The organism is Mesorhizobium argentiipisi (SeqCode) (assembly GCF_037179585.1).
In the GTDB taxonomy this organism is placed as follows: domain Bacteria; phylum Pseudomonadota; class Alphaproteobacteria; order Rhizobiales; family Rhizobiaceae; genus Mesorhizobium; species Mesorhizobium argentiipisi.
In genome coordinates this window covers 163,853-182,360 of record NZ_JAPYKO010000005.1, presented here as the reverse complement: position 1 = coordinate 182,360, position 18,508 = coordinate 163,853, and the positions used below count along the sequence as shown (strand labels likewise).

General features: G+C 62.0%; 17 protein-coding genes, 2 pseudogenes and 1 riboswitch. Of the genes and pseudogenes, 7 read left to right on the top strand and 12 right to left on the bottom strand.

What is annotated here, in order from left to right:
* Positions 1 to 51 precede the first annotated feature (51 nt).
* Positions 52 to 924 carry a hypothetical protein gene (locus O7A05_RS10605; protein ID WP_337092985.1) on the top strand — a complete coding sequence of 291 codons (873 nt, stop codon included), beginning with the start codon at positions 52 to 54 and terminating at the stop codon, positions 922 to 924.
* Here O7A05_RS10605 and O7A05_RS10600 read toward each other — a convergent pair.
* A complete protein-coding gene (locus O7A05_RS10600; protein WP_337092984.1) occupies positions 921 to 1,121 on the bottom strand; it encodes a hypothetical protein in 201 nt (66 codons plus the stop codon). The two genes, O7A05_RS10605 and O7A05_RS10600, sit on opposite strands and share 4 nt — an antisense overlap.
* 192 nt (positions 1,122 to 1,313) lie before the next feature.
* Here O7A05_RS10600 and O7A05_RS10595 point away from each other — a divergent pair, with 192 nt between their 5' ends.
* The 5 genes and pseudogenes from O7A05_RS10595 to panC all read left to right on the top strand — a co-directional run bounded on the left by O7A05_RS10595 (position 1,314) and on the right by panC (position 5,252).
* The gene (locus O7A05_RS10595) at positions 1,314 to 1,589 is read left to right on the top strand and encodes a helix-turn-helix domain-containing protein (protein ID WP_337092983.1); all 276 of its coding nucleotides are present in this window, start codon (positions 1,314 to 1,316) and stop codon (positions 1,587 to 1,589) included.
* A complete protein-coding gene (locus O7A05_RS10590; RefSeq protein WP_337092982.1) occupies positions 1,589 to 1,867 on the top strand; it encodes a hypothetical protein in 279 nt (92 codons plus the stop codon). Before O7A05_RS10595 ends, O7A05_RS10590 begins: the two co-directional genes overlap by 1 nt.
* 301 nt (positions 1,868 to 2,168) lie before the next feature.
* A pseudogene (locus tag O7A05_RS10585) lies at positions 2,169 to 2,679 on the top strand (DUF3991 domain-containing protein); the annotation flags it as partial.
* A gap of 841 nt (positions 2,680 to 3,520) precedes the next feature.
* Positions 3,521 to 4,366 carry a 3-methyl-2-oxobutanoate hydroxymethyltransferase gene (gene panB, locus O7A05_RS10580; RefSeq protein ID WP_337092981.1) on the top strand — a complete coding sequence of 282 codons (846 nt, stop codon included), beginning with the start codon at positions 3,521 to 3,523 and terminating at the stop codon, positions 4,364 to 4,366.
* A pseudogene (gene panC / locus O7A05_RS10575) lies at positions 4,363 to 5,252 on the top strand (pantoate--beta-alanine ligase). Before panB ends, panC begins: the two are co-directional and overlap by 4 nt.
* A 174-nt stretch (positions 5,253 to 5,426) precedes the next feature.
* On the opposite strand, the gene O7A05_RS10570 reads toward panC, so the two are convergent.
* From O7A05_RS10570 to thiC, 7 genes are all read right to left on the bottom strand, one after another.
* Complete coding sequence (locus tag O7A05_RS10570; RefSeq protein WP_337092980.1) at positions 5,427 to 6,272, bottom strand: Rossmann-like and DUF2520 domain-containing protein; 846 nt, start codon at positions 6,270 to 6,272, stop codon at positions 5,427 to 5,429.
* A 251-nt stretch (positions 6,273 to 6,523) separates the two neighbouring features.
* Positions 6,524 to 7,285, bottom strand: a complete 762-nt coding sequence (gene thiD / locus O7A05_RS10565) for a bifunctional hydroxymethylpyrimidine kinase/phosphomethylpyrimidine kinase (protein WP_337092979.1) — start codon at positions 7,283 to 7,285, stop codon at positions 6,524 to 6,526.
* Positions 7,276 to 7,881, bottom strand: a complete 606-nt coding sequence (locus O7A05_RS10560) for a thiamine phosphate synthase (RefSeq protein ID WP_337092977.1) — start codon at positions 7,879 to 7,881, stop codon at positions 7,276 to 7,278. Before O7A05_RS10560 ends, thiD begins: the two co-directional genes overlap by 10 nt.
* A complete protein-coding gene (locus O7A05_RS10555) occupies positions 7,878 to 8,651 on the bottom strand; it encodes a thiazole synthase (protein WP_337092976.1) in 774 nt (257 codons plus the stop codon). The genes O7A05_RS10560 and O7A05_RS10555 overlap by 4 nt, the downstream gene beginning before the upstream one ends.
* A 4-nt stretch (positions 8,652 to 8,655) precedes the next feature.
* Entirely contained in the window at positions 8,656 to 8,853 is a 198-nt protein-coding gene (gene thiS / locus O7A05_RS10550; RefSeq protein ID WP_337092975.1) for a sulfur carrier protein ThiS, read from the bottom strand.
* Positions 8,822 to 9,823, bottom strand: a complete 1,002-nt coding sequence (gene thiO / locus O7A05_RS10545; RefSeq protein ID WP_337092973.1) for a glycine oxidase ThiO — start codon at positions 9,821 to 9,823, stop codon at positions 8,822 to 8,824. The genes thiS and thiO overlap by 32 nt, the downstream gene beginning before the upstream one ends.
* Positions 9,820 to 11,643, bottom strand: coding sequence for a phosphomethylpyrimidine synthase ThiC (thiC, locus tag O7A05_RS10540; protein ID WP_337092972.1), 1,824 nt, complete (start codon positions 11,641 to 11,643; stop codon positions 9,820 to 9,822). Before thiC ends, thiO begins: the two co-directional genes overlap by 4 nt.
* A 105-nt stretch (positions 11,644 to 11,748) precedes the next feature.
* Positions 11,749 to 11,865, bottom strand: a riboswitch (TPP riboswitch).
* Between the two features lie 200 nt (positions 11,866 to 12,065).
* On the opposite strand from thiC, the gene O7A05_RS10535 reads away from it, so the two are divergent.
* Complete coding sequence (locus tag O7A05_RS10535; protein WP_337092970.1) at positions 12,066 to 14,768, top strand: EAL domain-containing protein; 2,703 nt, start codon at positions 12,066 to 12,068, stop codon at positions 14,766 to 14,768.
* Positions 14,769 to 15,115: 347 nt separating this feature from the next.
* Here O7A05_RS10535 and panD read toward each other — a convergent pair whose 3' ends face one another.
* The 4 genes from panD to bioD are packed head-to-tail and all read right to left on the bottom strand — an operon-like array spanning position 15,116 to position 18,507.
* Entirely contained in the window at positions 15,116 to 15,568 is a 453-nt protein-coding gene (gene panD / locus O7A05_RS10530; RefSeq protein WP_337092969.1) for an aspartate 1-decarboxylase, read from the bottom strand.
* A gap of 58 nt (positions 15,569 to 15,626) precedes the next feature.
* Entirely contained in the window at positions 15,627 to 16,610 is a 984-nt protein-coding gene (locus O7A05_RS10525; protein ID WP_337092968.1) for a beta-ketoacyl-ACP synthase III, read from the bottom strand.
* On the bottom strand, positions 16,607 to 17,872 hold the full coding sequence (locus O7A05_RS10520) for an adenosylmethionine--8-amino-7-oxononanoate transaminase (RefSeq protein WP_337092967.1): 1,266 nt from the start codon (positions 17,870 to 17,872) through the stop codon (positions 16,607 to 16,609). Before O7A05_RS10520 ends, O7A05_RS10525 begins: the two co-directional genes overlap by 4 nt.
* Positions 17,872 to 18,507 carry a dethiobiotin synthase gene (gene bioD / locus O7A05_RS10515; protein ID WP_337092966.1) on the bottom strand — a complete coding sequence of 212 codons (636 nt, stop codon included), beginning with the start codon at positions 18,505 to 18,507 and terminating at the stop codon, positions 17,872 to 17,874. The genes O7A05_RS10520 and bioD overlap by 1 nt, the downstream gene beginning before the upstream one ends.
* Position 18,508: the final 1 nt, after the last annotated feature.

Genomic DNA, 18,508 nt, shown 5'->3' with positions numbered 1-18,508 from the left:
TTCAAACGTTATCTGGTTCGAATTGTTGTCGATTGCGGCGCCTGGTCAAACATGAGCGATAGCAAGCCAACTTCGAACGAAAATGATCGTCTCGGCACGACGGCGGCTTTTCCGTACGATCGCATGACGGTCGAGCGGTTTCGAAAAACATTCCCGCGCGCTCGGTGGAACGATGATCTGAAGGCGTGGTTCGTCCCGGGCAAAACCGCGGCGCGGCGCTTCGATCGATGGCTCGAACGGGAGCGTTCTCAGACGGAAACGCACGCCGACGCCAAGGGCCGCGACGCCTTTGTCTTTGATCCCATTGGCTCGAAGTACCTTCGGCGCCTCGATAGTCATTTGGAAGTGGTCACGCCCTATTCCCGCACTGTCGTTGATGAGATGCGCCAGGTGCCGTTTGCCTCCTGGGATGCCGATCGCCGTGTATGGACGATCCCCTACCGGTCGTATGAAGCCCTGCACCAGCACTGGAATCGCATCGAGGAGGCTGCCAAGCGAAACGAGCCGGTCGAGCGCAAAAAACGCCGAGAAGCCAATCGCGGGTCTGAAAAAGAACGGGCCGCACGCGTGCACGCCACGGAACGCCGCCGCCGCCGCTATCCGCTTGATCCGGAAAACCTGCCGCCCTTTGGTCGGCCGGTGATGACGTCTAACTATGGCATAGTCGTTTTCTTGGGATCCGATGGCGAGCCGGTCGATCCTGAGATCATTCACACCTCTTACTCCGATGTCCCAATCTCATCCGATAGCGTCTGGGGGCGATGGCGCCCAGCTACACACGCCGAACTTGTGGCAACCTGGCCCGCGCGTCCCGGATCGAAGATTGAGGAGGGGATCTGGAGACAGCCCACGCTCGCAGAGTTGCGCGTGGCAAGAAAGACTGCCGGCAGCAGAGAGAGGCGGCGCTCGCGCGCCGGCGGCTAGGCGCGGCTGTTGAGATCCCGCTCGATCTGCCGCGCCGAGGCGATTATGTCATCGAAGCTCGGCGCCGCGCCGAAGTTCATGGCGGTTGTGTTGGCGTGGTCGCGCGCCAGCGCATCGACCATCCCGGGCACGGGCTCAATTGCGAAGCTCCCAGGCACTGCCGAGGTGAGATCATAGTCGGGACGATCGAAAAACATGCGCGCATGCCCACATGGGTGCCGCATCGAGACGACACCCTCGCACAACTCCACCGGCCTCGATCAGGACTAGTTCGCTGGCAGCGATGGTACCTTGAATCATCCAATCCTAACGTGTCGTCAGTCTAGCAGCCGGTGTGCCTTAATTGAGCCATAATTAAAACGACACTAAGTAGGTGAGGAGTTTGAGCGATGCCCCTGAGCCTTACAAATGCCGAAGCGCGCGGCCGAACCTATGCGGCTGCTCGCATGATGGCCGGCCTCGACCAAGCCTCGGTTGCTGTCGCCGCTGGTGTTTCGGCTGCCACTGTCTCCAATGTAGAGCGGGGTCGAGAAGGCCGACCCGACACCATCAAAGCCATCAGAAAGGCCTTGGCCCGACAGGGTGTGCTTGTGAGCTTTAGTTCCAACAATGGGTTGGCGTCCGTCGCCATCTCATTTGCAGCCGAGGAAGAAGAGGAAGAGTGATGAGGTACTTCGGAGAGTTCAACCGTGTCGTACGCGATAACATTCGCATCGCGGCGCGCAGGTTGCGGCGCCACGGCGTCAACGCACGGGTTCTGCCCCACAAGACGTCGCTCGTGATCGAGCGGCCACGCGGCATGTCCTGGTCTGACTTCACCAATGCCGTGGGCGCTGTTCTGCAGCCTAAGCGGGGCTCTGTCATGCTCTCCAGCGAGACCACCGGCAGCACCTTTATCTGCAACAACCGTGGCAATCGCCCGGGTCGCTTTATCCGCCAATAGGGCAAGTGCCCCGTCGAGTGCCGCCGGCGAAAGGCATCATCGCGCAAAGCTGGGGATTTGGTCCTTTGCCGCTTGCGCGCTGCGCCGGGCAAGGGTGGCTGCGCCGCGGCCTCCTGTTCGCGCGACCCGGCACAAACGCCGGCTTGCCGGCCGCGCCCTTGCCCGCCTTGCTCTTCGCGGCATCCGGTTCCTGCACCGAAAATCCGGGGCGGAATCGAAGGACGGGAGCGCGACGAGGGCGCGAGCAAGAACGGAAAAAGCAGAGCTGGAAGAGCTGAAGGACAAGGTGCTCTGCGCCGCGGTGCTCGAGCGCGCGGGGTTCGCGCTCGACGTCAAGGAGAGCACGCGCAAGGCAATGAAGTTTCGGCTGTAGCGATCATCATCGTCATCCATGACGGCAGAGCTGGTTCGATCCTCTATCGGACGGCAAGGGGGACGTCTTCCGTCTTGTCGAACATCTCGAGGGCGTGCCTTTCATAGTGGCCATGAATGAGGTCGCAGGGCTCGTCGAATTCGTCTCCACCACGCCTGTATGGGATCGACAATCCCGCGAGCGGGAGCCCGAGCTGTCGATTCCAGAACGCTGGCAGGCGCGGCGCAAGCAGTGGCGCGGATCAGCCACCTGACGCTATCTCACCCAGGCGCGCCGTCTTGCCGAATCCGTTCTTCGAGCCGCGATCGCCGCAGGCGCGCTGCGGGAAGGCCCTCACGGCAGCATGTGGGCGGCGCATAGAGATGCAGATGGAATCGTCACCGGATGGGAGGAGCGTGGACCGGACTGGCGCGGTTTTGCCACCGGCGGGTCCAAGGTGCCGCGAGCATGTCGTTCGATGTTCCCCGTGACACCCAGCATCGAGACACTGCCCCCCGTGTGCCGGGTTTTTTCCGCGGAAGCCCGAACGATCGCAGGATTAACTTGGGTCTCGACCCCGCTGCCGGCGACAATCCGATCACGACAGCCTATTCAGGATGCCTATATGTGGGGCAGCGACACCGATCCCCGATGCGGCCGAGACCAACAGTGGCACGTATCAGCGTTCACTATTTGTACTGAAAATGTCGCATAAATGGCAGACTGAAACTGACATTATGTCGACCAGTTGTGCGGTAATTAATCAATACGGCGGTAGGTCGGCGCCAGTCTGTTGGCGTTTTGCGACAGGAGGCTTCAGCCTCCGTATATCAGCTCATTTCGTTTGGGCGTCCGGGATAATAAAGAAACGCACCTGGGAGCTCATTTGTCCTCCACGGTTCAAGAACGGGCGCCAAAGCGCCGCGATCGAAGTGATCCCGGAGCCAGCATTCATATAGATGGATTATGCTGACGCCCTGACGGCAAGGCATTTGCTTGATCGATGGTGAGAACACATCGCTGACCGTTTTTAACGGCGCCAACCACCGCAATCAGATCCACATTCACGTCAAGTCCCTGGTCACTTTTCTGGTCGGTCTCAGTGTTTTGGAGGGGTCGTATTCCATTGCGTACAACTTGGTCCGCCGCTTCCATCGAGGCTGGTCAGTTCAACTTCGACGAACGCGGACTGCCTCCCACCAGCCGTCAACGTCTCCCGCGACGTGAAAACTTGCTCTTCGCATCCGCACAAAATTATGCCAAACGCCCCCCGGCGTAGTTGACCTTAGGGAGGAGATCCGATGAGCGCGACACGTAAAATCAAGGCCCTGACACCGCCCGACATCGTGTCCCGCAAGGGCGAGACCCCGCTGGTCTGTCTCACGGCCTATACGACACCCATGGCGAGGCTTGTCGATGGTGTCTGCGATATCGCACTTGTCGGCGATAGCGTCGGTATGGTGCTGCATGGCTTGCCGTCTACGCTGGGCGTCACACTCGACATAATGGTCATGCATGGGCAGGCGGTGCGCCGCGGCCTCGAGCGGGCCTTGATGGTCGTGGACATGCCGTTCGGGTCATATGAGGAAGGTCCGGAACAGGCCTTTCGCAATGCCGCCCGGCTGATGGCGGAAACCGGCTGTGCTGCAGTCAAGCTCGAGGGCGGCGACGGCATGGCAGGCACGATCCAGTTCCTGGTCGCCCGCGGGATCCCGGTGATGGCGCATGTCGGCCTGACCCCACAAGCGGTGAACACCTTTGGTGGCTACAAGGTCCAGGGGCGTGGCGAGGATGCGGAACGGATCTTGCGCGATGCCACTTCAGTTTCGGAGGCTGGGGCGTTTGCCATCGTGCTCGAGAAGGTGCCGTCGCAACTGGCTAGTAGAATTACTGCGGACATCGCCATTCCCACCATCGGTATAGGCGCCGGGTCAGCCTGTGACGGGCAGATCCTGGTGGTCGACGACATGCTTGGCATGTTCACGGACTTTCGGCCGAAATTCGTAAAGCGCTACGCTGAACTTGGAGAGCAGGCGGAAGCCGCGATCGCGGCCTACGCGCGAGACGTGCGTGAGCGACGCTTTCCGGGTGCTGAGCACGTCTTTGGGAATGGGCCCAAAGCGATCAAGGGTGGAGAGCCGGCATGAGTGTACCGATCGTCAGGACTGTGCCAGACCTTCGCACCGTCGTCGCGGGATGGCGTCGCGAAGGCGCCACATTTGCGGTGGTACCCACAATGGGTGCCTTGCATGAGGGGCATCTCAGCCTGGTACGGGCCGCGCTCGAAGGGCCGATCGCGTGATTGTGACGCTGTTCATCAATCCAAAGCAGTTCAACAGCACGGCCGATCTCGTCGCCTATCCGCGTACCGAGGTGGAGGACGCTGCAAAGCTCGGCACCATTGGTGCGCATCTGCTCTACGCGCCGGATGCAACGGAAATATATCCCGACGGTTTTGCCAGCACCGTCTCGATCGGTGGCGTCAGCGAGGGTCTGTGCGGCGCGTTTCGGCCAGGTCATTTTGATGGCGTCGCCACTGTTGTCGCAAAACTATTCCTTCAGACCAGCGCCGATCTTGGTTTTTTCGGGGAAAAGGATTTCCAGCAGCTTCATGTGGTGCGGCGAATGGCACGAGATCTGGATATTCCGATCACCATCGTCGGCTGTCCGACGGTTCGCGAAGAAGATGGGCTGGCACTATCCTCGCGCAATGTGCGGCTGACACCGGCCGAGCGACAAGCTGCACCGAAGCTTGCATCGATTCTGCTCGAAGCAGCCGAGCAGATCGCTGACGGAGCGCCGGTGAGCCCAACACTCTCGGACGCGCGCGCCGCCATCCTTTCGGCCGGCTATCGCGAGGTGGAATATCTGGAATTGCGGTCGGACGCCGATCTCCGGCCTCTGAACGCACTTTACTGCCCCGCGCGCCTGCTCGCCGCGGCATGGCTCGGCAACACACGACTGATTGACAATATCGAGGTTATGCCCCTGCCAAACGTGGCTGCTATCTCAGGCGAACCGGACTTGGCGTGACACGCCCGGCATGCGTCTTGATCCATCGCGCGATAGCCCGTCTGATAGGCAGCACTTGCGGCTGGGTCATTGGTGGAACGGCAGCAATGGCCCCGACCGTCCCGTCAAGGGAACATCGTGACCCCAACCGGCCATTGTCGGCGCACGACGGGCTTCCAATCGAACTTCCCCACCTCAAACTCCGCTCATCGGGCGCGTCGTCCCCGTTCGCTTCAGGCGGCCGGCGAGGATGCTGAGCTCCCCATAGATCCTGCCTGCATCTGGATGCCACGACCGCACCGCCGCCTCCTGCTGCGCGACGATCCGAAGGTCGCCGCGTGCCGCCGGTCCGGTCAGCGCGGCTGCCGGGCCTAGCTTTGTGATGTTTTCCGTCGTCGCGGAAAGCAGATGGGCATTCAGCTGTTCAATGATCTCTTGTGGAATGCCGGCTCGCGCCCAGGCCTCGCGCGCCACCGCTTGCAGGACCACGGTGAAGTTGTTCGAGAACACGGCTGCGGCGTGGTAGATCGCCTTGTATTCGGAGTTGAGTGAAAACGGTTGCCCGCCGATGCCGCGCACAAGGGCCTCGACAGCCACTATGGCGTCGGCATCTCCATCGATGCCACAGAGCGTCCCTTCAAACTGTCCGACGGCGATTGCCGGGTCGGCAAATGTCAGCAACGGATGCACGCTGGCTAGGCGCCATTCCAGGCTTCGCAAGGGCTGCATCTCGGCGGCCGGCAGGAAGCCGCTGCAATGCACCGCGATGGAGCGCCTGCTTGAGGCCGACTCCGCAAGCAGGGAAGCCACAGCTGCGATTTGCGTATCGGATACAGTGAGGAACCAAAAATCAGCCGGTCGCATGTCTGCAATCGCAGAAACGGCGGTTCCCGCGCCGATAAACTCCACGGCGAGGCCGGCGGCCTGTGCAGTGCGGCCGGCAACGTCCTGGACCTCGTACTCGCCAGCCATGACGATTCGGCGCATAAGGGTCTGGCCGACTTTGCCAGGTCCAACAAGGTTGATCTTCCGCTTCGTCATTTTCGCCTCGTTCGACAACCCGCCGAATGGCTGCACGGTCGGTCGTGGCATGATAGGCCGAAGCTTTTCCCGGAAAGGAGAGGCGTGTTGCCCACGGCAGCCTTTGCAGCGTTGACGTTGACACTGATGCTGAGGGGCGCGAGTGTCTCGGCTTGCAGCGATCGCCACCCTACAGGCATTTCGCCGAGGAGTTGAAGTGATATTGGGATCCCTCCCGATTTGATGGACGCAAAATTTTCGCAAAGGCTAGATCATTCGGCGGAATTCTTCCGAAGTTTCTCCAAGACGAACCGCTTGCCTTCGAGCACGCTCTCTTCGAGCGACCTCGCATTCGCCAGATGCGCGGCGATGGCGCTGGCCAGCATGCAGCCCGTCCCGCGCATCGTTCCAGCAAGACGAAGCGCGTCGAAACGGACGGGCTCTTGATCGGGACGCATCAAAATATCTGTTGATCGCGGTCCCGTCGCGTGGCCACCCTTGAGCAACAACGCCTGCGGCCCGGCTGCAAGCAATCTTTTTCCCTGCTGGAGCGCGTCATCATCGTCCGCTGCCAGTTCCGATCCGACAAGGGCCGCCAGTTCGATGAGATTTGGCGTGACGAGTCGGCAGAGCGGCATGAGATCCCGTTTCATGGCGCCGATCGCGTTCGCTTCCAGCAGTGGCCTGCCCGAAGAGGAAGCCAGTACAGGGTCGAGTACAGCCGGTATCCATGGATATTCGCTGAGCACGGCCGCGACCGCGACAATGACCCGCCCCGTTGAGAGCATGCCGATCTTGATGGCCGACACCTTGTTGGCCCGCAATGCTGCGCGCATCTGGTCGGCGACCAGCCCGGGTTGCTGATGATGGATTGCGATGACGGCATCGTGGGTCTGCACCGTCACCGCGGTGACGGCAAGGCAGGTGCGCACGCCGACGGCAGAGATCGTCTCGATATCGCGTGCAACGCCGGCACCCCCGCTGGAGTCGGATCCCCCGACGACAAGCACGTGCGGCTCTTGCCTTAGCGCCATCGGTTTGTCTTCTCGATCCATTGTTGCGTGCGCGCTTCGGGATCGGCATTCAGCGTAATGTCGGTGACCACTGCCGCGCAGTCTGCGCCAGCCTCGAAGACACCGTCGAGCCGGTCAGGGTTGAGGCCACCGATGGCAACCAACGGAATCGGTGCAACTTGTCGCTTCCACGCGCTGATCCGTTCGAGCCCTTGCGGCGCCCATTTCATCTTCTTGAGGCTAGTCGGATAAATGGGTCCCAGCGCCACATAGTCCGGCTCGGCCGCCAGCGCCGTTTCCAGTTCGGTGTGATCGTGGGTCGAAAGCCCGAGCTTCAATCCGGCGTATTTAATCGCCAGCAGATCGGCCGCAGCCAAATCCTCTTGACCGAGATGGACGAAGTCGCAGCCTTCCTCGATGGCCAGCCGCCAATAGTCGTTGATGATCAGTTGGCAACCATGGACCGTGCAGACGTCGCTCGCGCGGCGGATTTCCGTCCGCAGCGTGGCCTCATCCCTGTCCTTGATGCGCAACTGCACCAGCTTGACGCCAAGTGGCACCAGCCGTTCGATCCATCCGGCCCTGTCGACGATCAGATAGAAGGGATCGAGCTTCATGAAAGGGCCGCCCTGCCGAACGTGGGCGTCGACGGCATGGCGACATAGCGCGGTTCGAGCATTCCCGAGCAGAAAGCCTCACGTCCGGCATCTACCGCTTTGCCGAACGCACCCGCCATGCCGACCGGATCGGCTGCCTTGGCAACCGCGGTGTTCAAGAGCACGGCGTCAAAGCCAAGTTCCATGACGGTTGCCGCGTGCGATGGCCGTCCGAGCCCCGCATCCACAATCAGCGGGACGCCGGGGAAATGTCCGCGCATCGAGCGCAGCGCCGGGATGTTGACCGGGCCGAGCGCGGAACCGATCGGCGCGCACCACGGCATCAGGACCTTGCAGCCCGCGTCCAGCAGCCGTTCGGCAACGACGAGGTCGTCGGTGGTGTAAGGGAAGACCGCAAAGCCGTCTTCGCACAGGATGCGGGCGGCTTCGACCAGGCCAAACACGTCGGGCTGCAGCGTATCATGGTTGCCGATCACTTCGAGCTTGATCCAGGACGTGCCGAAGACTTCGCGCGCCATTTTCGCGGTTGTGACGGCTTCTTTGGCGGAATGGCAGCCGGCGGTGTTGGGCAGGACGTGGACGCCGAGCGACCGGATCAACGACCAGAACTTCTCGCCAGCCTTGCCGCCTGCCATTTCCCGGCGGAGCGAGACGGTCACCACTGACGTGCCCGATGCCCTGACAGCGTCGGCGAGGATGGCCGGTGAAGGATATTGGGCGGTGCCGAGAAGCAGGCGCGAGCCAAGCGTCGTTCCAAACAGATCGAGCATGGCGCTAGCCTCCCTGCATGGGCGACAGGATCTCGATCCGATCGCCGTCGCTCAACAGGAATTCTACCCGGTCGGCTTTGTGCACGAGGTCGCTGTTGACGGCCGTCGCCAGCCAATCGCCCTCATAGTCGAGCGCTGCAAGCAGCTCCGCCAGCGTTGTGGCGGCACTCTCAAGCGCTTCGCCGTTGACGATCAGTATCATGTGCAAGTTCCTTGGATTTGTCGTGATCGAAGACAAGATCGGCGGCCAGCCGCGCCATGGCGGGCGCAAGAAGGAAACCATGGCGGTAGAGCCCGTTGATCGCGACGCCATTTCCACATGCTTCGACACGCGGCAGATTGTCGGAAAAGGCTGGACGAACTCCGACGCCGGTCTCGACGATACCGGCCTCGCCGAAGGCCGGGTGGAGCGCGCAGGCCGCGCTCAGAAGTTCCATCATCGAACGGACCGTGACCGGACCGCTGTCATCGCTCTCGATCATCGTCGCGCCGGCCATGAAACGGTGATCGGGGCGCGGCACCACATAGAGCGGAAAGCGCGGATGCAGCAGCCGGACTGAGCGCGACAGCGAGATATCGGGTGTGTGCAGGATCAGCATTTCGCCGCGAACGCCGCGCAGCCTCTCATCGCCCGCCGCCATTCCCATGCAGTCGATCTCGCGGTCGAATCCGGAAAGCTGCCGGGCGTCCGTGGCAAAGCGGAAGTCGACGCCCATCGCGACAAGCTTTTCGTGAAGCGCTGCCATCGCAGTGCGCGGGTCGAGATGCGCCTCGCCGGCGAAGAACAGCCCGCGGCGAAAACGGCCGGCGAGGTCGGGCTCCAGCCGCGCGATTTCCTCCTCATCGATCCAGCAATAGCTTGAGGTGCGGCTTGCGAAGCGGTCAAGCTCGCCCGCATCCCGCGGCGTTGCAACAACCAGCGTCCCGGCCCGCGTCGCCTGACCTGGCAGCACTTGATCCCACCATTCGGCGGCGCCGCGTCCGAGGTCCAGCACGGGCTGCTCGGCGCTTTCGCGCTCGCACCAGGGCGCCAGCATGCCACCGGCGAACCACGATGCGTTGCCGCCGAGACCGGACCGGATTTCGGCGACGGTGACTGCCGCGCCACGAGCCGCGAGTTCGAAGGCCGCGGTGAGGCCGGCGACGCCGGCCCCCTTGACCAGCACCCTCATGACGGCTCGGGCACCTCGGGCGTGGTGTCACTCACCGGCATATAGAGATCGCCGCCCGCGCGGTATTTTTCCGCCATCGCCGCCATCCCCTCCTTCTGCGCTTCGGCACGGATGTCGTGGGAGATGCGCATGGAGCAGAATTTCGGCCCGCACATGGAACAGAAATGCGCGACCTTGTGCGCTTCCTTGGGCAAAGTTTCGTCGTGGAACGAGCGCGCGGTCTCCGGATCGAGCGACAGGTTGAACTGGTCTTCCCAGCGGAACTCGAACCGCGCCCGCGAAAGCGCGTCGTCGCGAATCTTCGCCGCAGGATGGCCCTTGGCGAGGTCGGCGGCGTGTGCGGCTATTTTGTAGGTGATGACGCCGGTCTTGACGTCGTTGCGGTCCGGCAGGCCGAGATGTTCCTTCGGCGTCACATAGCAAAGCATGGCCGTGCCGAACCAGCCGATCATGGCGGCACCGATTCCGCTGGTGATGTGGTCGTAGCCGGGCGCAATATCGGTCGTCAGCGGTCCAAGCGTGTAGAAGGGCGCCTCGCCGCAGATTGCGAGCTGCTTGTCCATGTTCTGCTTGATCTTGTGCATGGGAACATGGCCGGGCCCCTCGATCATGACCTGGCAATCCTTGGCCCATGCGACCTTCGTCAGTTCGCCGAGCGTCTCCAGTTCGGCGAATTGTGCCGCGTCATTGGCGTCGGCGATCGAGCCCGGACGAAGGCCATCGCCGAGCGAGAAGGACACGTCATAGGCGCGGCAGATGTCGCAGATTTCTTCGAAATGCTCATAGAGGAAGCTTTCGCGGTGATGGTGCAGGCACCATTTCGCCATGATCGAGCCGCCGCGAGAGACGATACCCGTCACCCGGTCAACGGTCAGAGGGATGTAGTGCAGCCGCACGCCGGCGTGGATGGTGAAATAGTCGACGCCCTGCTCGGCCTGCTCGATCAGCGTGTCGCGATAGACCTCCCAGTTGAGGTCCTCGGCGATGCCGCCGACCTTCTCCAGCGCCTGGTAAAGCGGCACCGTGCCGATCGGCACCGGCGAGTTGCGTACGATCCATTCGCGAATATTGTGGATGTTGCGGCCCGTCGACAGGTCCATGACCGTGTCGGCGCCCCAGCGGATCGCCCAGACCATCTTTTCGACCTCTTCGGCCATGGACGAGGTGACGGCGGAATTGCCGATATTGGCGTTGATCTTGACCAGGAAATTGCGACCGATGATCATCGGCTCGCTCTCTGGATGGTTGATGTTGGCGGGAATGATAGCGCGTCCGCGAGCCACCTCGTCGCGTACGAATTCTGGCGTGACGAAATCCGGGATCGCGGCACCGAAGGCCTCGCCGTCTCGTTGCAGCTTGCCGCGCAGCATCTCGCGGCCAAGATTCTCGCGAATGGCGACGAACTCCATTTCGGGCGTGATGATGCCGGCGCGGGCATAGGCAAGCTGAGTCACAGCCTTGCCCTGCTTGGCCTTGAGCGGCCGGTTGCGAATGGGAAATTCCGGCGTCAGGCGCTCACCGGTCGCAAAGCCGTTGTCCTCCGGCCTGACATGGCGGCCGTCATAGGATTCGACATCGCCGCGCGCCACGATCCAGTCTTGCCGAAGCCGGGCAAGGCCGGTCTCGATGCTGGTCTCGATAGCGGGGTCGGTATAAGGGCCGGACGGATCGTAAACCGTGACCGGTGGCTCACCGGCGGTCGGGTGGACGGCGATCTCGCGCATCGGCACCCTGATCTGCGGGTGGATGGCGCCGGGCTTGTAGGTTTTCCGCGAGGCGGGCAGCGGTCCCGTCGACACGGCGGGGGTCAAGGCATTCATTTGAGGCTCCTTTGCTCATTTGCATTGGAGACCCAGTTCTGTGCCGGAAGGATGAAAAGACGCTTCGATCTACCTGCTTAAGACAGGTCTTCGGGCATGAACTCCCGCAAAGCGCTTGCACCGTCCCTACGCCAGTATGAACTGGATCAGGTTCAACGGGTCACTGCGCCGCGAAAGCCAGCAGTATCTCAGCCCCTTGCCGGGACTCCCCTGGTGAATGCGTCGAATTGAACGGGACCGTCACCTTTTGTCAACCGCATTCGGTTCGCGGGGGGAAATCGCCGGCCGACAAAATCCGCCCGGCTGATCGGTGGGGCCGGGCGCTCCGGCACGAATTCACCCAAAATTAGGCATCTGCCAATACAATCGGTGGTTTAGTGCCAACAAGCAATGTTGCTTGCTCCTGAACCGGAGAACGCTGCTTGGTCACGAAATCATCGAAACGAAGTGCCGAGGCGGCGGACCAGGCGGGAATCACAGCGCTGTCGAAGCTGGCCGTTGCTGCTTACGAAGACTTGGAGCGCGAGCTCAAGGCCACCATCGCCACGCTCGAAGCCCAGGCCAGGCGCTTCGAGACGGCAATCGACAACATCTCGCAAGGCATCTGCTTTTTCGACGTCGCTGAACGGCTGATCCTGTGCAACCGCCGCTACGCCGAGATCTACGGCATCTCGCCAGGAAAGCTGCAGGCGGGCATGACACTTGCCGATATCATCGAACACCGGGTCGCCGCAGGGACATCTGCGATGGAGAGCGAGGCCTACCTCGCCTTTGCCCGTTCGATCAACTCAAGCAACGGTTCGACCAACTGGACCGCCGAGCTGAACGACGGCCGCACCATCCAGATCATTCATCAGCCGATGCCCGACGGCGGATGGATCGCCACGCATGAAGACATCACCGAGCTCGCCGCCAGCCGCGTGATGGTCAGCGAGCGTGTTTCGCTACAGGCGCTGATCGACTGGGTTCCCGACTATCTGTGGGTCAAGGACACCGAAAGCCGCTTCGTCGTCGTCAACAAGGCACTTGCGACTGACCATGGCCGACATGACCCGAGCGAGATGATCGGCCTCAGCGATTTCGACCTGCATGCCCCAGAGCTGGCCCGGCAATTCCGCGCCAGCGAGCAGGCTCTGCTGCGCGGCGGCCAGCCGATGATCGACAAGGAGGAATTCATCGTCGACGCCTCGGGCGCGGGCAAATGGATGTCGTCGACTAAGGTGCCGCTCAGGAACGCCGAGAACGGGGTCTTTGGCCTGGTCGGCATTGCCCACGACATCACCCAGCGCAAGCTGGCCGACGACCTGCGCAGCGGCCAGGCGCATATATTGGAGATGATCGCGACGAGCGCGCCGCTGGAAGAAGTGCTCGAACGGCTCGTGCGGCTGATCGAATCGCAGCTTAGCGATATCTTCGGCTCCGTGCTGCTGCTCGACGCCGACGGCGCCCATCTGCGGCACGGCGCGGCGCCCAGCCTGGCAAAGGACTACACCGACGCCATCGACGGCATCCGCATCGGCCCCAAGGTCGGCTCCTGCGGCACCGCCGCCTACCGGCGCGAGCCTGTCATCGTCATCGATATTGTGAGCGATCCCTTGTGGGAGGATTTTCGCGATCTGGTGAGGCCCTATGGCTACCGTTCCTGCTGGTCGACGCCGATCCTGTCGCATACCGGCGTGGTGCTCGGCGTCTTTGCCATGTATTCGAAGACGGTGCGCGAGCCGACAAAGGCCGAGAGCAATCTCATCGATTTCACCACCCGCATCGCCGGCATTGCCATCGAGCGCAAGCTTGCCGAAGACCGCATCCATTTCATGGCCAACCACGACACGCTGACCGGGCTGCCCAATCGCGCCCTGCTCGGCGACAGACTCTCTCAGGCCATCCTTTATGCCCAGCGCTACGGCCGCTGGGTGAGCGTGGTGTTCATCGATCTGGACAATTTCAAGCTGGTCAACGATACGCTCGGCCACAACGCGGGAGACCTGCTGTTGAAGGCCGTCGCCAGCCGCATGGTCGAATGCGTCAGGGCGACCGATACGGTCGTGCGGCTGGGCGGCGACGAATTCGTCGTCGTCCTGTTCGACCAGGAGCCGAATGCCGAGCTTGTGGCCGAGACTTTGCAGAAGATCCGGGCGGCGGTCGCCGAGCCAGTTCATCTTGGCAAACATCATCTGAGAACGACAGCCAGCATCGGCGTTGCCAACTATCCGGATGACGGCGCAACCGCTGATGCGCTGCTGGCCAATGCCGATGCAGCGATGTACCGCGCCAAGGAGCTTGGCCGCGACAATGTCCAGTTCTATGCGCCCGAGTTCAATTCGAGCGGCCATGAGAGATTCCTGCTGCAGGAGGAATTGCGCAATGCGCTGGCACGCGGCGAATTCACGCTGCTGTACCAGCCGCAGGTCGACCTTCGCTCCGGCCATGTCTTTGCTGTCGAGGCGCTGATACGCTGGAAACATCCGAGCCTGGGGCTAATCTCGCCGATAAAGTTCATCCCGTTGGCCGAGGAGACCGGCCTGATCGTGCCGATCGGTGACTGGGTGCTGCACGAAGCCTGCCGGCAGAACAAGGCCTGGCAGGATGATGGCCTGCCGCCGATGGTGGTGTGCGTGAATGTGTCGGCAAGACAGTTCAAGGAAAGCAATCTGATCAATCGCGTGGTCAACGCGCTGAAGGACTGCGACCTGGAGGCGAAATATCTCGAGCTCGAACTGACCGAGAGCCTGATCATGCAGAATGTCGACATGGCTGTGTCGACGATGAACGCGCTGCAGAGCCTCGGCGTGCAGATCTCAATCGACGATTTCGGCACCGGGTATTCGAGCCTCAGCGCACTGAAGACTTTTCCGGTGGCGCGGCTGAAGATCGACAAGTCCTTCATCAACGATCTCGTTACCGATGAGAACGATCAGGCTGTCGCCAGCGCCGTGATCTCGCTTGGACAGAAACTCAATCTCAGGGTCATTGCCGAAGGCGTGGAGACGAACGACCAGGTGGCGTTCCTGCGCAAGAACAATTGCGACGAGATGCAGGGCTATCACTTCAGCAAGCCGGTCTCCGCCCAAGGCATCGCGAAATTGCTCAACAAGGAGCAAGGCGGTCACACGTCGATGGAGTAAGATCCGTCGGCGAAATTCTAAACTAGACCAAAGCCTAACCGACATGGCGCAGCCCAGATAATGACCTTCCTGGCGGCGCCACGCCACAATCGGGTCGGAACACCATTGTTCATCAATGGTCCAATCAGCAGCAAGCGCTTTCGGCTTTATGTCGACGAGGTTCCGATCGCTTCACTCAAGCCGCACGACATATTCAGCCTGCTCAAGCAGGGGGGCTGCGTTAGGCGGCAGCAGGTAGCATCAAGGCTGTCTGCAATGCCATCGGCCGGTACCCGCGACTGTCACGGCAACACAAGAGTATTGCGGCAAGCGGCGAAGTAGCCACTTGCGGATGTGTCGCGGCCACGTCAGGTGCCGGAGACCAGGACAGGAATGGCCAAAGGCGCGTTCGCTTCATCCAGGATGGAGAAACTGTATCGGCCATGTGAATCAAGCTCGACCGAGTAGCTCAGGCGATCGCGTATGCGGTTGTCCTGGTCGAACATGAGGATCCGCGGTTTCAGCAAGGTGATTTCGGTTTCGTCCAAATAGACGGAATTGCAGACGATAATCTGGTCGCCGGGCTGGCAGGTGCGGGCGGCGGCGCCGTTGAGAATGCAGCATCGCGAGCCGCGTTCGCCAAGAATGACATAGGTCGAAATTCGGGCACCGGAATTCTTGTTCCAAATCTCCACGAATTCCATGGGCAGTATTCCTGCTGCCTCGCAGTGGTCAGGGTCCAGCGTTATCGATCCGTGGTAATTCAGGTTTGCTTCGGTGACGTGAATGCCATGAAGTTTGCCGGCTACGATTTTGCGCATTTGATCCTCTTTTTCCTTCGCATCTCGATCCGGCAGGTCGTCATTGGAGCGTGGTCCGCTAGATTCCAACCACAAGCGCGCCGCCGCTTAAGCCGGCGCCCGCCGCCGCCAGAAGTATTGTTTCGCCAGACCGAAACGGCTCCGTCTGGTTGGCCAGCGACAGCGACAGAGGGATCGTCGCGGCGGAGGAATTGCCGTATTCAGCGATCGTCTTGACGACGGCACGATCGGCAACGCCTAGGTTGCGCCCAACAGCATCAAAAATACGGGCGTTGGCCTGATGCGGCACGAACCGATCGATGTCCTGCGGCCGCATCCGAGCAGCTGTGAGCGCGTCCTGCGAGCAGGCAGTCATCATCTCCACCGCCTTGGCGAACACTTCGCGGCCGTCGGTGATCGTCATCCGGGTCTGCTCTAGGTCGAGGTCGCCATGGAACGGGGTGTTGCTTCCGCCGGCGGGAATCTGGATCAGCCCGTAGCGCGAGCCGTCGGAATCCACCGAAGCACTGAGAATGCCTCGATCCGGGTCATCGCACGGACCGATCACAATGGCGCCGGCGGCATCGGCGAACAGGACGGCGCTGGCGCGCTCGGCCGGGTTGATGCGGCGGCTGAGGATGTTGGCGGCAATGACAAGTGCCGCTTTGCCGTGCAGACGGGTGAAGCCATCGGCGAACATCAGCGCATAGATGAAGCCGGCGCAGGCTCCGGTCAGATCGACGGCGCCGGATCGGCCGAGTCCAAGCCGATGGGCGACCAGCGGCGCACTGGGCGGCAGCAGGTGATCAGGTGTGGAGGTGGCGAGCAGCAGCAGGCCGATTTCGTTGCGGTCGATACCGGCATTCGCCAGCGCCATGTCGCCGGAGTGCGCGGCAATGCCCGACAGCGTGTCCTCATCCGCTGCCCAGAAGCGCGACCGTATCCCGGTGCGCCGCTCGATCCAGCCGGGCTCGAGCCCGAGATTGTTCTCGATCTCGGCGTTGGCCACCTTGCGTCCGGGCGCGTGGTGGCCGAAGCCGAGAAGGCGCGACGACCTGCTCATGCTCTCGAACCGAAGCGTTCGCCGGCCTCCTCAATGGCGTTATAAAGCCGGTCGAGTTCGTCGCCGGTGACGCAGTAGGGCGGCAGAAGATAGACGACGTTGCCGAGCGGACGCACAAGTAGCCCCTTGTCGAGGAAGAACGCACGCAGCTTCGGCCCGATCTCGGCGAGATAGCCGGCGGAGCCGGTGCGCAAATCGAGTGCCGCGATCGTGCCGGTCGCCCGGCTGTCGGTGAAGAAGGGATTGTCGCCAAAGCGGCGAAGCCCGGCAGCCTGCTTCGCACTCAGGGCCGTGATCCGCTCGGCCACCGGCTCGTTCTGCCAGATCTCGACATTGGCGATCGCGGCGGCGCAGGTAATCGGATTGGCGGTGTAGGAGCTTGAATGGAAAAAGGTCTTCTTGCGGTCCTCGGAATAATGAGCCTGGAAGATCGCATCGGTGGCGAGCGTGACGGCCAGTGGGATCGCGCCGCCGGTCAGGCCCTTCGAGGTGCACAATATATCCGGAGAGATCGACGCCTGCTCGCAGGCGAACATCGTTCCCGTGCGTCCCCAGCCGGTCATCACCTCATCGGCGATGAGCAGGGTGCCGGAGGCCTCGGCGATCTTCCTCAGTTCGGTGAGAACCCAGGCCGGATACATCAGCATGCCGCCGGCGCCAAGCACGAGCGGCTCGACGATCAGCGCGGCGGCGCGCCGATCGCCGACGACTGCCTCGAACCGATCCAGTGTTTCCTGTTCCCGTCCAGCGGCCGGGAATGGGATGGTGTCGACCTCGAACAGCAGCGGCTCGTAGGCGGCGTTGAAGACGCCGCGAGCGCCGACACTCATCGTGCCGATGGTATCGCCATGGTAACTGTGTTCCATGACGACGATGCGCGAACGCGGCGCGCCGATGTTGCGGAAATAGCCGAGCGCCATCTTCAGCGCGACTTCGACGGCGGTCGAGCCGCTGTCGGAATAGAACACCCAGTCGAGCCCGGACGGCGCGAGGCCGACAAGCGCCTTGGCCAGCCGCTCGGCCGGCTCGTGGGTAAAACCGGCAAAGATGATCTGGTCGAGCGTCGATGCAGCCGTCTCGATGGCTTTCATGATGCGGGGATGGCGGTGGCCATGGGTGACGACCCACCAGGAGGAAATGGCGTCCAGGATGCGGCTGCCGTCGGCCTTGTGGAGATAGGCGCCTTCGGTCAGGACGATTTCAGGCATCGCCGGCTCAAGCGCATGCTGCGTGAACGGATGCCAGACTTGAGACTGCGACATCATTCACCCCCGGCAATCAGCGCGAGGTCGAAGCTGGCGATCATCGCGTCTCTCAGCGTTGCGGATGTCAGCGGATCAAGGTGCGGCAGCCTGCCGAGTTGCCGCACATTGCCGAATTCCGCGATTGTCTTTTGCGTATCGGCCATCTCATCACCGATGAAGACGATGCCGACGATCGGAATAGAGCGGGCTCGCAGCGCCTCGATCGAGAGCAGCGCGTGGTTGATGGTGCCGAGCGTGGTGCGGGCGCACAAAATGACCGGGAGCCGCCATTGCGAAAAAATGTCGATGAACCTTGTCTGCCGATTGAGCGGCACCATCAGTCCGCCAGCTCCTTCGATGACGAGCGGACCCGGCAAGGCTGGAAGCGAGAGCTTTGCCGCTTCGATCGCGACGCCGTCGATTTCGGCTGAACGATGCGGCGACAGCGGCTCCCTCAGGCGATAGACCTCCGGTAGCACGCGCCCTGCCGGCAGACCGGCGAGCCGTTCAACGACCTCGCTGTCGGTCTCCTCCTCAAGGCCCGATTGCACCGGCTTCCAGTAGAAGCCGTCGAGAAGGCCGGCGAGCCCGGCCGAAAACACCGTCTTGCCAATGCCGGTATCTGTTCCGGTGATGACGATGCCTCTGGTCATG

Coding starts and splice junctions, on each gene's coding strand:
- O7A05_RS10605 (WP_337092985.1), top strand. CDS start 52: ATGAGCGATAGCAAGCCAACTTCGAACGAAAATGATCGTCTCGGCACG.
- O7A05_RS10600 (WP_337092984.1), bottom strand. CDS start 1,121: ATGTTTTTCGATCGTCCCGACTATGATCTCACCTCGGCAGTGCCTGGG.
- O7A05_RS10595 (WP_337092983.1), top strand. CDS start 1,314: ATGCCCCTGAGCCTTACAAATGCCGAAGCGCGCGGCCGAACCTATGCG.
- O7A05_RS10590 (WP_337092982.1), top strand. CDS start 1,589: ATGAGGTACTTCGGAGAGTTCAACCGTGTCGTACGCGATAACATTCGC.
- panB (WP_337092981.1), top strand. CDS start 3,521: ATGAGCGCGACACGTAAAATCAAGGCCCTGACACCGCCCGACATCGTG.
- O7A05_RS10570 (WP_337092980.1), bottom strand. CDS start 6,272: ATGACGAAGCGGAAGATCAACCTTGTTGGACCTGGCAAAGTCGGCCAG.
- thiD (WP_337092979.1), bottom strand. CDS start 7,285: ATGGCGCTAAGGCAAGAGCCGCACGTGCTTGTCGTCGGGGGATCCGAC.
- O7A05_RS10560 (WP_337092977.1), bottom strand. CDS start 7,881: ATGAAGCTCGATCCCTTCTATCTGATCGTCGACAGGGCCGGATGGATC.
- O7A05_RS10555 (WP_337092976.1), bottom strand. CDS start 8,651: ATGCTCGATCTGTTTGGAACGACGCTTGGCTCGCGCCTGCTTCTCGGC.
- thiS (WP_337092975.1), bottom strand. CDS start 8,853: ATGATACTGATCGTCAACGGCGAAGCGCTTGAGAGTGCCGCCACAACG.
- thiO (WP_337092973.1), bottom strand. CDS start 9,823: ATGAGGGTGCTGGTCAAGGGGGCCGGCGTCGCCGGCCTCACCGCGGCC.
- thiC (WP_337092972.1), bottom strand. CDS start 11,643: ATGAATGCCTTGACCCCCGCCGTGTCGACGGGACCGCTGCCCGCCTCG.
- panD (WP_337092969.1), bottom strand. CDS start 15,568: ATGCGCAAAATCGTAGCCGGCAAACTTCATGGCATTCACGTCACCGAA.
- O7A05_RS10525 (WP_337092968.1), bottom strand. CDS start 16,610: ATGAGCAGGTCGTCGCGCCTTCTCGGCTTCGGCCACCACGCGCCCGGA.
- O7A05_RS10520 (WP_337092967.1), bottom strand. CDS start 17,872: ATGTCGCAGTCTCAAGTCTGGCATCCGTTCACGCAGCATGCGCTTGAG.
- bioD (WP_337092966.1), bottom strand. CDS start 18,507: ATGACCAGAGGCATCGTCATCACCGGAACAGATACCGGCATTGGCAAG.